General features: G+C 67.3%; 16 protein-coding genes and 1 pseudogene. 4 read left to right on the top strand and 13 right to left on the bottom strand.

The window, feature by feature from the left end; all coding sequences use genetic code 11:
• The first annotated feature begins 54 nt into the window (after positions 1–54).
• Together ON45_RS02905 and ON45_RS20960 are read left to right on the top strand one after the other, a co-directional pair.
• A complete protein-coding gene (locus tag ON45_RS02905) occupies positions 55–1011 on the top strand; it encodes a D-2-hydroxyacid dehydrogenase (protein WP_051062351.1) in 957 nt (318 codons plus the stop codon).
• On the top strand, positions 1008–1514 hold the full coding sequence (locus tag ON45_RS20960) for a protein-tyrosine phosphatase family protein (protein ID WP_051062350.1): 507 nt from the start codon (positions 1008–1010) through the stop codon (positions 1512–1514). Before ON45_RS02905 ends, ON45_RS20960 begins: the two co-directional genes overlap by 4 nt.
• Before the next feature lie 24 nt (positions 1515–1538).
• Here the strand turns inward: ON45_RS20960 and ON45_RS02895 are convergent, their stop codons facing one another.
• The 12 genes and pseudogenes from ON45_RS02895 to ON45_RS02845 form a co-directional block, all read right to left on the bottom strand.
• The gene (locus ON45_RS02895; protein ID WP_040491788.1) at positions 1539–1835 is read right to left on the bottom strand and encodes a Dabb family protein; all 297 of its coding nucleotides are present in this window, start codon (positions 1833–1835) and stop codon (positions 1539–1541) included.
• Between the two features lie 36 nt (positions 1836–1871).
• A pseudogene (locus tag ON45_RS24140) lies at positions 1872–2153 on the bottom strand (TlpA family protein disulfide reductase); the annotation flags it as partial.
• Between the two features lie 15 nt (positions 2154–2168).
• On the bottom strand, positions 2169–2672 hold the full coding sequence (locus ON45_RS02890) for a hypothetical protein (RefSeq protein ID WP_040491787.1): 504 nt from the start codon (positions 2670–2672) through the stop codon (positions 2169–2171).
• A gap of 80 nt (positions 2673–2752) precedes the next feature.
• Positions 2753–4285 (bottom strand): ABC transporter ATP-binding protein, encoded by a 1533-nt coding sequence (locus ON45_RS02885; RefSeq protein WP_040491786.1) that lies wholly within the window; start codon positions 4283–4285, stop codon positions 2753–2755.
• 29 nt (positions 4286–4314) lie between these two features.
• Entirely contained in the window at positions 4315–5466 is a 1152-nt protein-coding gene (locus ON45_RS02880) for a BMP family protein (RefSeq protein WP_040491785.1), read from the bottom strand.
• Between the two features lie 97 nt (positions 5467–5563).
• On the bottom strand, positions 5564–6502 hold the full coding sequence (locus ON45_RS02875) for an ABC transporter permease (protein ID WP_040491784.1): 939 nt from the start codon (positions 6500–6502) through the stop codon (positions 5564–5566).
• Positions 6492–7691 carry an ABC transporter permease gene (locus ON45_RS02870; RefSeq protein ID WP_051062348.1) on the bottom strand — a complete coding sequence of 400 codons (1200 nt, stop codon included), beginning with the start codon at positions 7689–7691 and terminating at the stop codon, positions 6492–6494. The genes ON45_RS02875 and ON45_RS02870 overlap by 11 nt, the downstream gene beginning before the upstream one ends.
• 116 nt (positions 7692–7807) lie before the next feature.
• Positions 7808–9691, bottom strand: coding sequence for a 4Fe-4S dicluster domain-containing protein (locus ON45_RS02865; RefSeq protein WP_051062347.1), 1884 nt, complete (start codon positions 9689–9691; stop codon positions 7808–7810).
• Positions 9688–10722: an amidohydrolase family protein gene (locus tag ON45_RS02860; protein ID WP_051062346.1), complete on the bottom strand. Its 1035-nt coding sequence runs from the start codon at positions 10720–10722 to the stop codon at positions 9688–9690. The genes ON45_RS02865 and ON45_RS02860 overlap by 4 nt, the downstream gene beginning before the upstream one ends.
• Before the next feature lie 199 nt (positions 10723–10921).
• Positions 10922–13507: a molybdopterin-dependent oxidoreductase gene (locus ON45_RS02855; RefSeq protein WP_040491782.1), complete on the bottom strand. Its 2586-nt coding sequence runs from the start codon at positions 13505–13507 to the stop codon at positions 10922–10924.
• Positions 13500–14489, bottom strand: a complete 990-nt coding sequence (locus ON45_RS02850) for an N-carbamoyl-D-amino-acid hydrolase (RefSeq protein WP_040491780.1) — start codon at positions 14487–14489, stop codon at positions 13500–13502. Before ON45_RS02850 ends, ON45_RS02855 begins: the two co-directional genes overlap by 8 nt.
• Entirely contained in the window at positions 14486–15736 is a 1251-nt protein-coding gene (locus ON45_RS02845) for a Zn-dependent hydrolase (protein WP_040491778.1), read from the bottom strand. Before ON45_RS02845 ends, ON45_RS02850 begins: the two co-directional genes overlap by 4 nt.
• A 168-nt stretch (positions 15737–15904) precedes the next feature.
• Between ON45_RS02845 and ON45_RS02840 the strand changes: the two genes are divergently transcribed.
• On the top strand, positions 15905–16261 hold the full coding sequence (locus ON45_RS02840; RefSeq protein ID WP_040491776.1) for a helix-turn-helix domain-containing protein: 357 nt from the start codon (positions 15905–15907) through the stop codon (positions 16259–16261).
• Positions 16258–16497 (top strand): thiamine-binding protein, encoded by a 240-nt coding sequence (locus ON45_RS02835; protein WP_040491774.1) that lies wholly within the window; start codon positions 16258–16260, stop codon positions 16495–16497. Before ON45_RS02840 ends, ON45_RS02835 begins: the two co-directional genes overlap by 4 nt.
• A 10-nt stretch (positions 16498–16507) precedes the next feature.
• Here the strand turns inward: ON45_RS02835 and ON45_RS02830 are convergent, their stop codons facing one another.
• Complete coding sequence (locus tag ON45_RS02830) at positions 16508–17254, bottom strand: dienelactone hydrolase family protein (protein WP_040491789.1); 747 nt, start codon at positions 17252–17254, stop codon at positions 16508–16510.
• Positions 17255–17341: the final 87 nt, after the last annotated feature.

Raw genomic sequence — 17341 nt, 5'->3', positions numbered from 1 at the left:
GTGCCATCGGGTGTCAGACACCGGTTGGCACGCGGGTCTGGCACACTCGCACCGATGAGCGACGTGCTGTTCTGTACCGACGACTTCGCCGCCCGGCACGGTGATCGGATGCGGGAGATCTCGCCCGGACTCGAATTCGTGACCCTCGACGGCGACGCGCCGGTGTCCGACGACGACATGGCGCGGATCACGCTCGCCTTCTTCTCGCACGACTCGTGGCCGGAGCGCGCGGCGAGCTTCTTCGGGGTCGCGCTGCGCGCCGAGAACCTGCGGTGGCTCCACACGATGTCGGCCGGTGTCGACAGCCCGATCTTCGCCACGTTCACCGATCGTGGCGTGCGGCTCACGACCTCGTCGGGCAGCAGCGCACCGCCGATCGCGCGCACCGCGATGATGTACCTGCTGGCGCTGAGTCGCGATCTGCCGCGCATGATCCGCGCGCAGGATCGTGCCGAGTGGGACTGGCATCGGTGGGACGAGATCGGGGGTCGTTCGATCGCGATCGTCGGTTGGGGTCCGATCGGCCAGGAGGTGGCCCGCCTCGCTGACGCGTTCGGAATGCATCCGACGATCGTGCGGCGCGCATCGCACGGCGACGAACCGTTCCCCGTCCGACCGCTCGTGGATCTCGTCGACATCGCCCGCGACCACGACGCGATGGTGGTCGCGCTGCCATTGACCCCGGAAACCGAGGGAATCGTCTCGGCGGAGGTGCTCGATGCGATCGGTCCCGACGGCTCCTTCGTCAATGTCGGCCGCGGTGAACTGGTGGACCAGCCGGCCCTCACCGCGGCCTTGGTCGCAGGCCGACTCGGCGGCGCGGGCATCGACGTGACCACGCCCGAGCCGCTGCCTGCCGACGATCCGCTCTGGGCGGCGCCGAACGTGATCATCACGCCGCACAACTCGGGATCGACCGGGCAGACCGGACAGCGATCCGACCAAGCGTTTCTCGCCAATCTCGAGCGCTGGGTGGCGGGTGACGCGCTCGCCAACGAGGTCACCTCGTGAGTTGGCCGACGGGTCGCCAGCTCGACGGGGGAATCGATCGGATCGAGCTGCCATCGGAGGTCCCGGGCGCGCTCTACCTCTGCGGCAAGCACGTGATCGGACCCGACCCGGAGGCGGTCCGGGCGCAACTCGGCTCGGGTGCGGTCGTCGTCAGCTTCAACCAGCCACGAGACGTCGAGCGTTACGCCGGGTATGCCGATTGGCTCCGTGACTCACCCGACTCCCGCTGGTTCCCGATCCCCGATTTCCACGCTCCGACGCTCGATGCGGCGCTCCCGATGCTGGACGAGGTCGCCGGGTTCCTCCATGACGGTCGCCCGGTCGTGATGCACTGCTCGGCTGGCATCGGACGCGCGGGCACGATGGCCGTCGCCGTGCTCATGACGCTCGGCGTTCCGCGTTCGGACGCGCTCGCTCAGGTGGCGCACGATCGTCAGGGCGCGGGCCCGGAGGTCGGTGCGCAGAGTCAGCTGATCCAATCGCTCGCCGACCACCTCGCCTGAACCCTGATCCCGAGACGTCGTGGTTCAGCCGGCGTCGTATTGGACCGCCGCGCGAGCGCTGATGTACGGCTTGAGGAACTCGCCGATCACCCGGGCGTGTTCGGGGTGATCGCGGTACACGGTGTAGTCCTCGACCGAGGCGAACTCGGCGACGATCGCGTAGTCGAAGTTCCCGTCGGCCAGTCCGAGGTCGGACCCGTGGCGGTAGTCGGCGATCTCCGGGATCGTCGCGACCGCCGAGTCGAGGGCCGCGGCGGTCGCCTCGACGTGCGCCGCGTCGACGTCGTCATTCCACTTGAGCATCACCACGTGTCTGTACATGGCCGCCAGTATGTCGGCTTCGAGGGGCCCGCTCGTTCAGGCCTGCGCGGCGAGCGAGAGGACCTCGTCCTCGGGGATCGCGCCGAACCACCGGCCGAGTTCGTTGCCCTCGGTGTCGAGCATCACGAGCGTCGGTTGTCCGGTGATCCCGAGCGACTGCCAGGACTCGAAGGTCGGGTCCCACAGCATCGAGAACGATTCGGTGCCGCGATCGGCGACGAACTCGTACGCCTCCTCCAGGCTGTCCTGGGTGCCGAAACCGATGATCTCGATCTCGTTCAGATGATCTCGAGCGAACTGCTCGACGTCGGGAGCCTCCCGACGGCAGGTGGGTCAATGCGGAGCCCACGCCCACAGCAGGAGTGGGCGATCCGCCGGTAGCAGGTTGGCCAGGTTCGCCTGGCCGCCGCGCCCGACGTCTTCCACGACGAGATCGGGGAACGGGTTTCCGTCGAACTGTGATGCAGGGTCGACCTCGGTGGCGAGCACTCGGCCGCCGACCTCGGGAGCGGCCGCTTCTGCGGCGGGCGCCTCGGTCGCGACCGGCTCGGCCCCGCCGTCGCCGGTGGGTGCCTCCGTGGCGACGACATCCGACGTCGGCGCGTCGCCGTCCGCTTCGGTCTCCGGCTCGGCGGCGGCGTCGCTGTCCGACGGTTCCGGATCATCCGTCGGCTCTGCGGAAGCGCTCACCGTGTCGGTCGGGTCGTCCGCCGACGCGGCCACCGTCTCGGGTGCGGCTGCGTCGTCGTTCGGAGCGGAGTCGCCATCCGACCCGCCGCACGCGGCGAGCGTCAGCCCCACGGCTGCGACGAGCACGGGGATCCGGCGTGCGTTCATGTGCCCATGCTCGCACCGCCGGCGACGGTCCGACCACCACATCCGATGAACACCCGCGAAAACCTCACTCGCGTCGCGAGTCAGGCGGGGGAGGCCGAGGTGACGCCGGACATGAGCAGGCCGATCGTGTTGACGTCGAATTCGTCGCGGGTGAGTTCGCCCATCACCTCACCTTCGAGCAGCACGATGATCCGGTCGGAGAGTTGCATCACCTCGTCGAGGTCTTCGGAGATGAGCAGGATCGCGGCGCCGTTCGCGCGCTGTTCGAGGAGCCGTTCGTGGATGTACTCGGCGGCACCGATGTCGACCCCACGCGTCGGCTGGGCGACGACGAACGCCGTCGCGTCGGAGCTGAACTCGCGGGCGATGACGACCTTCTGGATGTTGCCGCCCGACAGGTTGCGGGTCGGGGTGTCGATGTCGGGTGTCTTGACGCGGTAGTTGCCGACCAGCTCCCGACAACGATCGGCGATCCGCTGCCGTTTCAGGAACCCGCCCGCCGAGTAGGTCGGCGTGTTGTAGTCGACGAGCATCAGGTTCTCGGCGACGGTGAAGTCGGCGACGGCGCCGTCGCGCATCCGCTCCTCCGGGACGTAGGCGAGTCCCATCGAACGCACCTGCCGAGGCGTTGGCGCCGACGTACGTTCGTCGCCGATCTGAACGTGACCGCGCTCGATCGGTCGGAGACCGAACATTGCTTCGGCGAGTTCTCGTTGCCCGTTGCCCGACACCCCCGCGACGCCGACGATCTCGCCGCTGCAGACCTCCAGGTCGAGGCTCTTGACCGCGAGGTTCCCGCGGTCACCGATGACGTCCAACTCGGACACCCGGAGTTGCGGTGCGCCGGCCGTCTGCTGGTCGACCGTCCGCGTCAGTTCGACCGCGCGACCGACCATCATCTCGGCGAGGGACTCGCGTGATGCCTCACTGGGTCGCGTCCGCCCCGACACCTTGCCGTGACGCAGCACGGTGATCTCGTCGGACAGTTCCATCACCTCGTGGAGCTTGTGGGAGATGAACACCAGCCCGCGTCCGTCGTCGGTGAGCTGGCGCAACGTGGCGAAGAGTTCGTCGACCTCGGGCGGCGTCAGCACCGCGGTCGGCTCGTCGAGGACGAGCAGGCTCGCGTCGCGGTACAGCGCTTTGAGGATCTCTGCCCGCTGCCGTTCGCCGACGGCCAGTTGCCAGATGTAGGCGTCCGGGTCGACGCGCAGTCCGTAGCGGTCGGACACGTCCGCCAGCCGCTCCTTGACCGGGTTCATGTCGGACAGCCCATGTCGGCCACCGAGGCCGAGCGCCACGTTCTCCGCGACGGTCAGGGTCGGGACGAGCATGAAGTGCTGGTGGATCATGCCGATCCCGCGCTCGATCGCGTCGGACGGTGACGTGATCGTGACGGGCTCGCCACGGAGTTCGATGCTCCCCTCGTCCGGTTGGTACAGCCCGTAGAGGATCTTCATCAGGGTGCTCTTGCCGGCGCCGTTCTCGCCGAGGAGCGTGTGGACCTGGCCCGGCAGCACCGACAGGTCGACGCCGTCGTTCGCGACGACGCCGGGAAACCGCTTGGTGATGCCGCGCATCTCCAACATCGGTGCGGCCGGGTCAGGTTCCATGGTTGTCTCCGTTCAGCCGAACGATTTCGTCACTCGGTGACTCCGGTGGTCAACGAGCCGTCGGTGAGCCCGGCGACCGCTTCATCGGCGCTGGCGCGGACGGCCTCGTCGAGTTCGAACGCGTCGTTGTACTCCATCTCGAGCCCACCGTTCTCGAACGTCAGCGTGTACGTCTCGCCGCCGAGCGTGCCACCTTCGAGGCTGTCGAGCATCTGGTTCAGCACGATCTCCCAGTGGTACACCTGCGACGCCACGACGATGTCCTCACCGAGCGGCGTCTGGTTCGACTGTGTACCGAACCACGGGAGACCGCTTTCGGTCGCGACGCCGGTGGCGCCGACGACCATCTGGGCCGTACCGGTCAAGATGTCCGCACCGTTCGCCACGAGCGAGGTCGCGGCCTCGGACGCCAACGCGACGTCGCTGAACGACTCGATGTAGTTCACGTTCACGGTCACATCGGGATTCGTGGCGGCGACACCATTGCTGAACCCGTCGACGTACAGCTTCGCGTCGCCGACTTCGACCGGTCCGACGACGCCGATCACGTCCGACTCGGTGAGCTGCGCGGCCATCACACCGTTGACGTATCCGCCGAGGTCGGCGTTGGTCGTGTAGGCGTACACGTTGTCGAGCCCGAACGTGTCGACCGACGTGCCCCACGCGAACGAGACCTCGGGGAAGTCGGGGGCGATCTCCTCGAGCGGTCCGCCGTACTGCGAACCGTGTGCGATGACGAGGTCGAACCCGTCCTCGGCGTAGCCACGGATCGCGGCTGCGGCGTCCTCGACGACGAACGTGCCGTCGGTGATCGCGACCTCGAGGTCACGTTCCGCTTCGACGCGTTCGACCGAGTCGACCATGCTCTGCGTGAACGCGAGGTCGTTGCTCGCACTCGGAGCCACGATTCCGACACGGATGGTCTCGCCGTCGCCGGCTGCCTCGTCGGTCTCCTCCGCTGCCGAGTTCTCGGTTGCCTCCTCGGTGTCGTCCACGGCGGTGTCGACGGCTTCCTCGGCCTCGTCGGCCACGGAATCGAGGGTCTCCTCGGCCTCGTCGACAGCCTCTTCCGCGTCGTCGGCGCTGTCGCTGGAGTCGTCGTCGCTGCCGCAGGCACCGGCGACGAGCGCCAGTCCCGCGACGAGCGCGACCGCGGTCTTGGGTGTTGTTCTGATTCTCATTGTCGGGTCCTCCCCCGTGTTGAGATGCCCCGTCGAGGAATTCGACGAGGTGATTCCGACGCCGGGATCGGCGGCGGGAACTGGGAGCGGGCGGCCGTCATGAGGCAGCCCGATCGAATGGTCGGGTGAGTGCAGCGGGTGCCGCGATCCGTCGGCTGACGACGACGAGCACCACGATCGTCAGGATCGCCGGCGCCATCGCGAGCAGACTCGACGCGGCACCTTCCACGATGCCGAGTGTCTTGAGGGTCAGCACCGTGGCCGACACGATGCCGAACAGCAGCGCTCCCGACATCACTCCCACCGGCCGCCACGCACCGAAGTACACGAGCGCGATCGCGATGAACCCCTGACCGGCGGTGAGGTTCTGTTGGAAGATCCCGACCTCGAGCGCCAGCGCCGCTCCGGCGAGACCGGCCATCGTGTTGCCGATCACGATCGTGAACGTGCGTGTGAGGTTCACACTCACTCCCAGCGTGTCCGCCGCCTCCGGCGTTTCGCCGACGGCGCGAATGTTCAATCCGAACGTCGTCTTGTTGATCATGAACCAGGCGACCGGCACGAGCAGGAACGCCAGGTAGACGAGCAGGTTGTGCTGGAAGAAGATCTCGCCGATCCACGGGATGTCGGACAGCAGCGGGATCTCGACCTTCGCGAGCTTGGGGATCGGCTGCGGGGTGCCGACCTGCTTCTGGAACAGCAGGTCGGTGAATCCGAGACCGAAGAGGTAGATGCCGATGCCGCTGATGCCCTGTGCGGCCTGCATGATCACCGTGACGAAGGCGTAGATCAGCCCCATCACCGCGCCGACGCCCAGTGCGACGAGGACGGCGAGCACCGTGCTCTCGGTCTTCAGCTTCGTGAAGTACGCGGCGAACGCGCCGATCAGCATGACGCCTTCGACGCCGAGGTTGAGCACACCGCTGCGTTGTCCGACCGCCTCGCCGAGCGCCGCGAGCAGGAACGGTGTCGCGAGTCGGATGCCGGACGCGAGCGTCGCCACGAAGACCGAGACGGTGAAGAAGTCACTCCACACCGGACATCACCCCTCCGTCGACGACGTCCTTGTGGGGCTGGACCGGGGCGCCCTCGTGCCGCTCGACCCACCGGTTCACGCGGGTGCGCAGCTTGAGGCTGCCGACCACGAAGATCACGACCACGCCGTTGAGTGCGACGATCAGCGCGGCGGGGACCTGCAGTTCCTGTTGCAGCTGGATCCCGCCGGTCAGCATCCCGCCGAAGAAGAACGATGCCGGGATCGTCCACAGCGGATGGAGCGCACCGAACAAGGCCGCGACGATGCCGTTGAAACCGGCGCTCTGCGTGAACGCCGACGCGCCGCCCTCGCCGATGAGTCGGTGGGACTCGCTGCCGAACACGAGGATCGCCCCCGCCACTCCGGCGCAGGCGCCGCTGAACGCCATCGCCTGCACGATGCTGCGGTTCACCGCCATGCCGGCGTACTTCGACGCGTGCGGATTGTGGCCGACGGAACGCAGACGCATCCCGAGCGAGGTGCGGAACAGCAGGAGATATCCGAGCACCGCGACGAGAATCGCGATCAGCACGCCGAGATGGAGACGGGTTCCGCCGGGCAGGAGCGGAAGATGGGAGTTCGCATCGACCCGCTCGGTCTGCTGGATCTTGATCGCGCCCTCCTCGATCAACAGGTCCTGCAGCAGGAAGCTGAGGAACTGGGCGGCGATGATGTTCATCATGATCGTCGCGAGGATCTCGCTGACGCCTGCGTACGCCTTGAGCGCTCCGGGGATGGTGCCCCAGATCCCGCCACCGACCGCTCCGGCGATCAACACGAGTGGGACGAGGATGATCCGCGGGGTGTCCGGGATCGTCAACGCGAGCGAGGTCGACAGGATCGCACCCGCGATGATCTGTCCTTCGCCGCCGATGTTGATCACGCCGGCCCGGAACGCGATGCAGATGCCCACGCCGACGAGCAGCAGCGGCATTGCCTTGATCGACGTGTCGGCCAGTGCGTCCCAGCCGCCGAACGCGCCGTCGATCAACGCCGCATAGCCGCGCAACGGGTTCGTTCCGAGCGCGAGCAGCATCACCGATCCGACGGCCAGTGCCGCTGCGACCGCGCACACGGGAACGACCAGACCGGCGAGCGGCTTCACGGCAGCGAACGCGAACGAACCTCCGACCCCTCCGGAGTCGGGATCGCTCGGCGCGTCCTCATGCACCGCCTCGGTGGTCGTCATCGTTCTCCCGCTGTCCTCGGGCCGGTCGACCCGGCCCCGATCAACGAGTCAAGAGGTCGAGCGTTTCAGCGATGTTAACAAAATGTCAAGGCTGTGAATTCTGCGTGATCGTGCGATCACGTCGTCGGGAGCGGCAGCCCTTCGTCGGCGCCGAGCACCTTCAGGAGGCGCGGGATCTCGCCCTCCGCACCGCCCGCGGCGGACGCGGTGATCGACCCGTCGGTCCCGATGAGGAAGCGCGGCCCGTCGGCCGCGTCGAAGCGCGATTCGTCCACGTAGAGGCGCGGTTTGATCACCGCGGGATCGCCATCCTCCGGGCAGAACGTGAGGCAGTTCCCGCACTCGTTGCAGAGCTCACTGAACACGAGGTACTGCTGGCGCCCGGCGGAGCCGCCCTCGGCCTCGATCTCGGTCGCGAGCGAGTCGGGCGTCGGGACCTTGAAGAACGCGTCGTTCGGACAGACGGTCACGCAGAAGTTGCATGCCACGCAGCCCCACATCTCGAGTTCGTGGTCGACGCTGCGCGGCAGTTTCTCGTTCCCGGTCAGGTGATAGCTGGCGAGGTCGTCGCCCGTGATGTGCGCGAGGTGGGCCTGCACCGTTGCCTCGTGACCTCCCGAGCGAGCCTCCGCGAGGCGTGCCGCCCGGAACGCGTCGAGGTCGGTCGAGCCGCTGTCACCGACCGCTTGTGTGAGCGCCTTCAGCATCGGCGCGAGACGTCCGTATCCACCCGGCTTGAGCAGGTCGGAGCACACGCTGGCCGGGCGGACACCCATCGCGATCGTGTCGGCGAGATTGTCCTTGTTCACTCCGGCGGAGAAGCTGACCATGATGTCGCCGCCGGTGCCATCGTCGCTCCCGTCGTCGTGACCCGAAATCATGAACCGGCCCGGCAGTGCCGTCGCCAGCTTGTCGAGCACGGCCGTGGCGAGCACGTGGAGCGGTGCGCCGGAGAGATACATCGTCTGATCGGGCATCCACTGCTTGTGGTTGTCGACGACGAGTGTGTTGGTGAGCTTGATCCCGAACCGGTGTCCGCGGTCGAGGGCGAACCGGTGGAGTTCGTCGATCAGCGAGATCGCGCGGTCGAACGGAAGGTCGTCCTCGAATGCCTTCGGGACCAGTTCCACGTAGTCGTAGCCCAAGGTGTCGTGCACGATCGCGCTCACGCCGTCGGGTCCGAGCAGCGTGGGGTTGAGTTTGACGATCACGTCGATGTCGTGCTCGGCGACCAGATGCTTCGTGATCGCCTCGATCTCGTCGGGAGGACAGCCGTGGAACGTCGACAACGTGATGGTGTCGGAGATGTTCGGTGGGATGTCGATGTCGCGGAACTGGGCGAACACCGAGTCGTCGGGGATCTGTGCGCGTAGCCGTTCGATCTCGTCGGTGGCGTTCGCCATCCCGTCGATGAACCCGGCGACCTTCTCGGATTGGATTCCCTCGAGGTCGTAGCCGACGGACATGTCGAACACGTGCGGACCCGGGCCGCCCTCATCGGGTGCGCCGACGTACTCGTGGAGCGGCTCCCAACGCTTCAGCAGCTCGATGATGATCCAGGCCTTGACGTACTCCTCGAGGCTCTGGGCGACGGTGAGTTCCTGGCTCCACTCGATGTTGTAGCCGATCGTCTCCATGTCGATGCACGGGCGGGCGATGTCGAGATCGTCGAGGATCTGAACCGTCTTGAGCTCGAAGAGTCGGGCGCCTCCGAGCCACGAGAGCACGATGTTCTGCGCCATCTGGCTGTGCGGTCCCGCAGCCGGTCCGATCGGGCTCGCGGCCGGCCGCCCGAGGAACTCGAACGAGAGGTCGATTCCGCCACCGCCGGCGTGTGTGTCGGGCTTCCAGAACCGAGCGGTCGGCAGATCGAAGATCCGCTTGCGCGTCTCCCATTCGTGCTCGATCCGCGCGAGCAGCATCGGCAACGACATCGGTGTCAGCGGCGGAGCGGTGGTCTCCGTTTCGTCGCTGGTGGTCGCGTCGTTCGGGTCGGTCATGGCATCTCCTCGAGTGCGGCGTGGAGGCGGTGGGCCTGTTCGGCGGCCTTGGCGCGGATCTCGTTCGGGTCGACACGGGTGGCGACGCCGTCACGGAGCGCGGGCTCGCCGTCGATGTCCACATCGATCGCGTTGATCGTCGGCGTGAACGCGACGTGCCACGGTTCGATCGGGTCGTACGACCAGCGGACCGAGTCGTTGTCGACCTCGGGAAACAGGCTGCGGTTCGTGTCGAGCATCGCCCATGCCGTGTCGGGTGAGGCACCGATGTCGGCAGCGCGGTGGGCGACGTAGGCGAGCTGGAACTCGGCGAACATGTCGGCGCCGATCCCGTCCGTGCCGAGCCCGACCGGTTTGGTGAAGCGTGCGGGGTTGGCGTAGCCGACGGAGTTGTTCATGTTCGACCGCGGGTTGTGGACGATCGTCCCGCGCAGACCGTGGTCGTCGGGCAGGTACACGCCGTGGATCAGCAGCCAGTCGTCCTCGGTGAGGTCGCGGAGGCGGTCGGCCGCGCCGGTGTCGTCCGGTCCTTCGGCAACGTGGATGTGGACGCCCACTCCGTGTTTCGTCGCGAGTTCCGCGGCGGCGGCGAGGGTGTCGTCGGTGCACGTGAAGGCGGCGTGGACACCGACCATGCCCCGGCCGCCGTCGGACAGGTAGCGGTCGTTCTCGGCAAGTCCGGCGGCCGCGCCACCTGATCCGTGGCGATCGGTCACGCCGTAGCAGGTGCTCACGCGCACGCCGACCTCGGCGCACGCGTGGGCGATGGTCGACAGCGACCCTTCGATCGCGTGCGGCGACTCATGGTGATCGATGATCGCCGTGCACCCGGCTTCGAGCGCTTCGAGCGCCCCGAGCTTCGCCGACCACTCGATCATCTCCAGGTCGAGCGCCCGATCCAGCCGCCACCAGATGTTCTCCAACACCCCGAGGAACGAGGTCGGATCCGCGGGCGGCGGCGGCATCCCCCGCGCCAACGCCGAGTACAGGTGATGGTGCGCACACACCAACCCCGCCGTCGTGCCGCTCACCCCACCCGACCTCCACCCGCCACCACGGAAATTTCGTGGGATCGAGACCCCACAGGTCCCGATCCCTCCAAATTTCCGGACTGGGCGGCAGCGTGTTCGCGAATTTCGTGGGATCGAGACGCCACAGGTCCTGATCCCTCGAGATTTCCCGAGAGGGGGTGGAGGAGCGGGGGCGGCACGGGGGACGGGTGGGACATGGTCAGGTCCAGGCCGACGCGCGTTCGCGGTTCTTGTCGTTGACGAGGGGGAGTTCGGCGTGCCAGTCGCCGGTGCGCGCGTGCATCGCCGCAGCGACGGCACCCGCGGTCGGGACCAACCCGATCTCGCCGACCCCCTTGATGCCGTAGGGAGAGTCGGGTTGGGCGGCTTCGACGAGGATCACGTCGACCGGGGGCATGTCCTTCGGCCGGATGATGTCGAGGCTGCGCAGCGTGTCGTTCACCGGACGGCCGGTCTCGTCACACGGAAAGCCTTCGGACAGCGCGTAGCCGAGGCCCATGTGGACGGCGCCCTCGATCTGGCCTTCGCACAACATCGGGTTCACGGCGCGACCGACGTCGTGGGCGGCGATCACCTGCTCGACGTCGCCGGTTTCCGGGTCCATCACGACGACCTGCGCGGCGTACCCGAACGTCGAGTGGATGATCGGATTCTCGAGCCCGTCGTTCAACGAGTTGGTCCAATCGACCCGGTACTCGCCCTCGTAGTCGACACCGACCTGACATCCGTCGGCCAGCGCCGCCTCGCACGCGGCCTTCACCGAGCCGGCACCCATCAGCGTGCCGCGCGACCCTGTGGTCTGACCCGCACCCAGTTCACGCGTGGAGTCGACGATCACCCGGACTCGCTCGACGTCGATGCCGAGTTCCTCGACGGCCACCTGCTGCGCGACCGTGTGCACCCCTTGGCCCATCTCGGTCCAGCAGTGGCGGACCTCGACGATGCCGTCGTCGCGGAAGTGCACCACGGCACGGGCGATCTCCTTGAACCCGTTGCCGAGTCCCGAGTTCTTCAGCCCGAGCCCGACCCCGACCGGTTTGCGCGCGGCGACCGCCGCGTCGTACGCCGGTTTCACGGCGTCGAGGCATTGGCGCGCCCCCTTGCAGCCATCGTCCATCTTCTGCCCCGGCCCCCACACGGTTCCGGGCATGACGACGTTGCGCGACCGCATCTCCCAGCCGCTGATCCCGACCTGTTCGGCCAAGCGATCCATCACACCCTCCATGGCGAACTGCGCCTGGTTGGCACCGAAACCGCGGAACGCACCACACACCGAGTTGTTGGTGCGCGCGGCGATCGCCTGCACGTCGACGTTGCCGACGAGGTACGGACCGGTCGCATGGCCGGCCGCACGTTCGAGCACCTTCATCCCGACCGACGCGTACGGCCCCGAGTCACCGACCATCCGCACCCGGATCGCAGAGAGCTTGCCGTCGGCGTCGCATCCGGCCTGGTAGTGCATCTTGATCGGATGCCGCTTCGGGTGCATGAGCAGCGATTCCTCGCGCGACAGCGTGATCTTCACGGGTCGACCGAGCGTCCACGCTGCGAGCGCGGTGTGCGCCTGGTTCGACATGTCCTCCTTGCCGCCGAACGCACCACCGTTCGAGACCAGTTCCGTGGTCACCCGCTGCTGATCGATCCCGAGCATCGCCGCGATGTCGTTGCGGTCGTCCCAGATTCCTTGGCCACCGGAGTACACGTACAGCGACCGATCGTCGTCGTCTCCCGATGGCACGGCGAGGGTCGATTCGGGTTCGAGGAAGGCGTGCTCGATGCGTTGGGTCTGGAAGGTCTCCTCGACCGTGAACGCGCACGACGCGAGCGCCTCGTCGACGTCACCCCGCGCGTACGTCGACGTCGACAGGATGTTGCCGTCGAGTTCCCACACGGCGGGCTCGTCGGTCTCGATCACCCGCACCGGGTCCACCATCGGTTCGTGGACCTCGTACGACACCTCGACGAGCTCCGCGGCGGCGCGTGCGATCTGGCGCGTCGACGCCACGACGACCGCGAGCACGTCACCGAGGTAGGACGTGCGGCCGCCCTCGGGAATCATGATCGGCCAGTCCTTGTGGATCAGCCCGACCCGGCGCGCGGCCGGAATGTCGGCGCCGGTGAGCACGGCTTCCACACCATCCACCGCGAGTGCGGCCGACACGTCGATCGAGATCACGTCGGCGCGTGCGTGGTCACTCAGCCGAAGGGCGCCGTGGAGGCAGCCGTCCGGGTTCATGTCGTCGATGAAGTCGCGGGTCCCGATCGAGAGTTCGCGACCCTCGTACTTGATGCCGCGCGACCCCACGCCGCCCGGCTGGACCACCACCGGAACCTCGTCCTGAGCGAGCGCTTCGACGGCGTCGAGCACCTTGATGTACCCGGTGCACCGACAGAGATGGGCGCCGAGGTGCCGCGACGCCTGCTCACGTGTGAGCTCGGAACCGTTCTTGTCGATCAACGCCTTCGTGCGCATCACGATCCCCGGCGTGCAGAAGCCGCACTGCAACGCACCGCACGCGGCGAACGCGTCGGCCATCCTGGCGACCTCGGCCTCGTCGACACCTTCGAGTGTGACGACCTCGGCACCTGCCGCCTTGTCCATCGATGTCTGACACGACACTCGTGCCTTGCCGTCGATCAGGACGGTGCAGCAACCGCACTGACCCGTCGGCGAGCAACCGTCCTTGGGCGACGTGACGTGCAGCTCGTCGCGCAGTGCCGCCAGCAGGTGCGGATGGTCGTCGCGGGCGCTGACGACCTCGCCGTTCAGGGTGAACTCACTCATCGTGTTGCTCCTTGAGCGCGTCGGGGTCACCTTCGACGAGCGCTCGTGGCCCACCGGTCTTGGCGATCAATCCGTACATCTCCGGCCGGCGGTAGCGGTCGAAGTCGAACAGGGTCTTCTTGTACTTCTCGCACATGTCGAGGTCGCAGCTCGCGACCACGAGCTCGTCGCCGATCGTCGCGGCCTGTGCCACGACCTGCCCGGACGGGGCGATGATCGCGGTCTGCGCCAGCGACTCGACGCCCTCCTCGACTCCACCCTTCGCGACACCGATCACCCAGGTGCCGTTCTGATAGGCGCCGGCCTGCATCACCAGATGGTTGTGAAACGCCTGGAGCGGATTCTGCGACGGATCGGGCGCGTAGTGGAGCGGCGTGTTGTAGCCGATCAGGATCATCTCGACGCCCTGCAGGCCCATGACCCGATAGGTCTCGGGCCAGCGCCGGTCGTTGCAGATCGCCATCCCGACGATTCCGTCGAACGCCTTGTGCACGTGGAAGCCCTCGGGCGACTCCTCGAAGTAGCGGCGCTCGAGGTGTTGGAATTGGCGCTCCGGCTCGTGCATCTCGTGGCCGGGAATGTGGACCTTGCGGTAGTGGCCGACGATGTCGCCGCCGCCGTCGACCAGCACGTAGGTGTTGTAGCGATGCCCGTCGGGCGTCAGCTCGGCGTACCCGAGGCAGAACCCGATACCGAGTCGCCGGGCTTCGTCGAAGAGCGGCTGCGTGAGCGGGCCGGGCATCTCGGTTTCGTAGTAGCTGTCGAGTTCGGTGGTGTCGCCGGCGATCTCGACATCGCCCTCGTCGAGATACCAGCGAGGGAAGAACGTGGTGAGCGCGAGTTCGGGAAACACGACCAGGTCGCAACCGCTCGCGGCCCCGTCGCGAAGCAACACCAGCAGGCGCTCGACGACGGACTCCCGCGAGTCGGCGCGTGCGATCGGGCCGAGTTGCGCGGCGCCGACTCGGACCGAGCGCGTCACGCGAACTCCATCTCGGTCAGCGCCAGCAGCGTGTCGAGCAGGACGTTCGCGCCGGCTTCGAGATCGATCGGCTCGGTGTATTCGTTCACGTTGTGGCTGATGCCGTCGACGCTCTTGGTGAAGATCATCGCGGTGGGGCAGATGCGGGCGAACATCTGGGCGTCGTGTCCCGCGCCCGATGGCATCCGCTTGAAGGAGAAACCACGCTCGCGTGCGCCGGTCTCGACCAACTCGATCAGCCGCGCGTCGAAATCGACCGGTTCGAACCGGGCGAGCGTGCGCGTCTCGACGCCGACTCCCTCCTGCTCGGCGACCTTCGCGACGTGACCGCGAAAGCGTGTCTCGGCCAACTGGAGGACCTCGTCGTCGGTGTTGCGCAGGTCGACGGTCATGCGCGCGGTCGACGGCACCACGTTCACCAAGTTGGGAGTGAGCGTGACCGCGCCGACGGTCGCGACCTGTGCCCCGCCGAGGTCGGCAGTGAGCTGACGGACGAACGTGGTCACGTCGGCAGCGACGTACCCGGGATCGTGACGCAAGCGCATCGGCGTGGTGCCGGCGTGACACGACTGACCGGTGAGGGTGAGCTCGGTCCACGAGATTCCCTGCACTCCCTCGACGACACCGATCGTGATGTCCTCGTCCTCGAGGACCGGGCCCTGTTCGATGTGGAGCTCGACGAACGCGTGGGGCACCCGGCCCGGTGTCGGCGCGGCACCCCGGTAGCCGATGCGGTCGAGTTCGTCGCCCAGGCTGACGTCGTCGTCGTCGGTGATCTCGAGCGCCTGCTCGAGCGGCATCCCGCCGACGTAGACGAGGCTGCCGAGCATGTCGGGCGGAAATCTCGCGCCTTCTTCGTCGGTGAACCATCCGACGGCGAGTGGACGCTGAAGTTCCCGACCCGAGGTCAGGACGGTCTCGATCACTTCCAGTCCGGCGAGCACGCCGAGGTTTCCGTCGTACTTGCCGCCGGTGGCCACGGTGTCGATGTGCGACCCCGTCATCACCGGTGCCATCGCCGGGTCGAAACCGGGCATCGTCGCGACGACGTTGCCGATCCCGTCGGTCGTGATGTCGAGGCCGAGCTCGTCCATCCACGTCCACACGAGGTCACGGCCGGCCTTGTCGTCGTCGGTGAGAGCGAGCCGGGCGCAGCCGGTGGTTCCCTCGATCGCGCCGATCCGACCCAGCTCCATCAGCCGCCGAACCAGCCGATCGATGTCGATGCGCAGGCGCTCTGGTGTCACGTTCGCGACAGTACCAGCGCGGCTTTACAAAATGTCAAGCACTCGTTTCGGCAGGATGAACTCTCGTCCGGCACCTCGGTTCTCGTCGCGTTTCCGTGCGGGGAGTGGGTCGATGCGCGACGAGTCGGGCGGTGGGGTCGAAGCGGTGAACGTTGTACTGTCGCAGGCGTGGAGGACGTCGACTTCCTACGGGCGCTGCATCCGGTGGTCGAATTCCTCGGTGGCACCCTCGTCGGCGACGGTGCCGCGACGGACCTTCCGATCGAGCGTGAGGGTCGCGTCATCGCGTACGTCCGAGGAACGGAACTCCACGGTGCGCTCGACCGGATGATCGAAGCGGTGGAACGTGACGCAGATGTGGGGTTGGCAGACATGGACCGCGCTCAGAAACAGGCAGCGGTGAGATCGCTCGACGAGCAGGGCGCGTTCCTCCTGCGCGGCGCGGTCGATCGGATCGCTCGGTCGATGGGTGTCAGCCGGGTCACCCTCTACAGCTACCTCAATGCACTGGAGCGACGAGCATGACCACCGCACGAGTCGAGATCCTGGTCGAACCGTTCCGCGAAAACGATCCGGGCCCGCATGTCACCGCAGCGGTCGACGCGCTGGAGGCCGCTGGATTGACGACCGACATGGGCCCCTTCGCGACGACCGCGACCGGAGAGCTCGATCAGGTGCTCGGCGCGGTGACCGCGTTGCTGCGCGAGTCGTTCGAAGCGGGCGCCGACGCGATCCAGGTGCGCGTCGAACGTACCGACTGACGTTCGACGATCAGTTCGTGGCGCGGGCGAACAACGCCGTGGTCGCGTCCCACGCGCCGTTCGACGCGGCCTCGTGGTAGTTCGGAGCGCCGGGCCACGTGAAGCCGTGGTCGGCACCCTCGAAGATCTCGACGACGACGTGGTCGAGTGGGGCGACCGCGTCGAGGAAGCGCTGGTGCATCTCGATCGACTGGACCTGATCGGCATCGCCGATCGCGAGGTAGAGCGGACGGGCGAGCTGGTCCGCGGTCTGGTGAGGTGAATCCGGTTCGTCGTCTGCAAGGAACGACGGGTGCCACGCCGCTCCGGCGAGGACCCGGTCGCCGTCGCGCATCATCCGCCGGAACACCGCACGCGCGCCGAGACAGAAGCCGATGGTCAGGATCGGGGTGTCCTCGGACACGCCTGCTGCAGCGAGCGCGCGATCACCGTCGTGTTGGATCTGGTCGTCGGTCATGGCTGCGATCCATCCCCACACCATCTCTTGAGTGGTCGTGCCGTCGGGCGGAGCCGTCTCCATTGCGTTGAGCAATCGTCCCTGACGATGGTGGAGGTCGGGGACCACGACGAGATACCCCTCGCCCGCGAGCTTCGCCGCGAACTCGTGGGTCGCCGACCGGATACCCGGCGCATCGATGAACAGCAACACCGCCGGCCAGTCACCATCGCCGGGAGCGTCGTCGGTCGGTCGGGTGACCAGCACCGCCATGTCGCCGTCGTCGGTCGAAGTGTCGATGATCTCCTCACGAGTTTCCATGTGCCGACCGTAACAATGCGCGTCGGTTCCGGTCACCAACCGCGCGTCTTCGGCGATGAACTCGTGAACAGTTCGCGCACGGAGCGC

It is taken from the genome of Ilumatobacter nonamiensis YM16-303 (assembly GCF_000350145.1).
Classification (GTDB): Bacteria; Actinomycetota; Acidimicrobiia; order Acidimicrobiales; family Ilumatobacteraceae; genus Ilumatobacter_A; species Ilumatobacter_A nonamiensis.
This window is presented reverse-complemented; position numbering and strand designations above follow the sequence as displayed.

What these genes read in the sequence shown, in the direction of transcription:
- ON45_RS02905 (WP_051062351.1), top strand. Translation starts at nt 55, where the DNA reads ATGAGCGACGTGCTGTTCTGTACCGACGACTTCGCCGCCCGGCACGGT.
- ON45_RS02895 (WP_040491788.1), bottom strand. Translation starts at nt 1,835, where the DNA reads ATGTACAGACACGTGGTGATGCTCAAGTGGAATGACGACGTCGACGCG.
- ON45_RS02890 (WP_040491787.1), bottom strand. Translation starts at nt 2,672, where the DNA reads ATGAACGCACGCCGGATCCCCGTGCTCGTCGCAGCCGTGGGGCTGACG.
- ON45_RS02885 (WP_040491786.1), bottom strand. Translation starts at nt 4,285, where the DNA reads ATGGAACCTGACCCGGCCGCACCGATGTTGGAGATGCGCGGCATCACC.
- ON45_RS02880 (WP_040491785.1), bottom strand. Translation starts at nt 5,466, where the DNA reads ATGAGAATCAGAACAACACCCAAGACCGCGGTCGCGCTCGTCGCGGGA.
- ON45_RS02870 (WP_051062348.1), bottom strand. Translation starts at nt 7,691, where the DNA reads ATGACGACCACCGAGGCGGTGCATGAGGACGCGCCGAGCGATCCCGAC.
- ON45_RS02865 (WP_051062347.1), bottom strand. Translation starts at nt 9,691, where the DNA reads ATGACCGACCCGAACGACGCGACCACCAGCGACGAAACGGAGACCACC.
- ON45_RS02855 (WP_040491782.1), bottom strand. Translation starts at nt 13,507, where the DNA reads ATGAGTGAGTTCACCCTGAACGGCGAGGTCGTCAGCGCCCGCGACGAC.
- ON45_RS02835 (WP_040491774.1), top strand. Translation starts at nt 16,258, where the DNA reads ATGACCACCGCACGAGTCGAGATCCTGGTCGAACCGTTCCGCGAAAAC.
- ON45_RS02830 (WP_040491789.1), bottom strand. Translation starts at nt 17,254, where the DNA reads ATGGAAACTCGTGAGGAGATCATCGACACTTCGACCGACGACGGCGAC.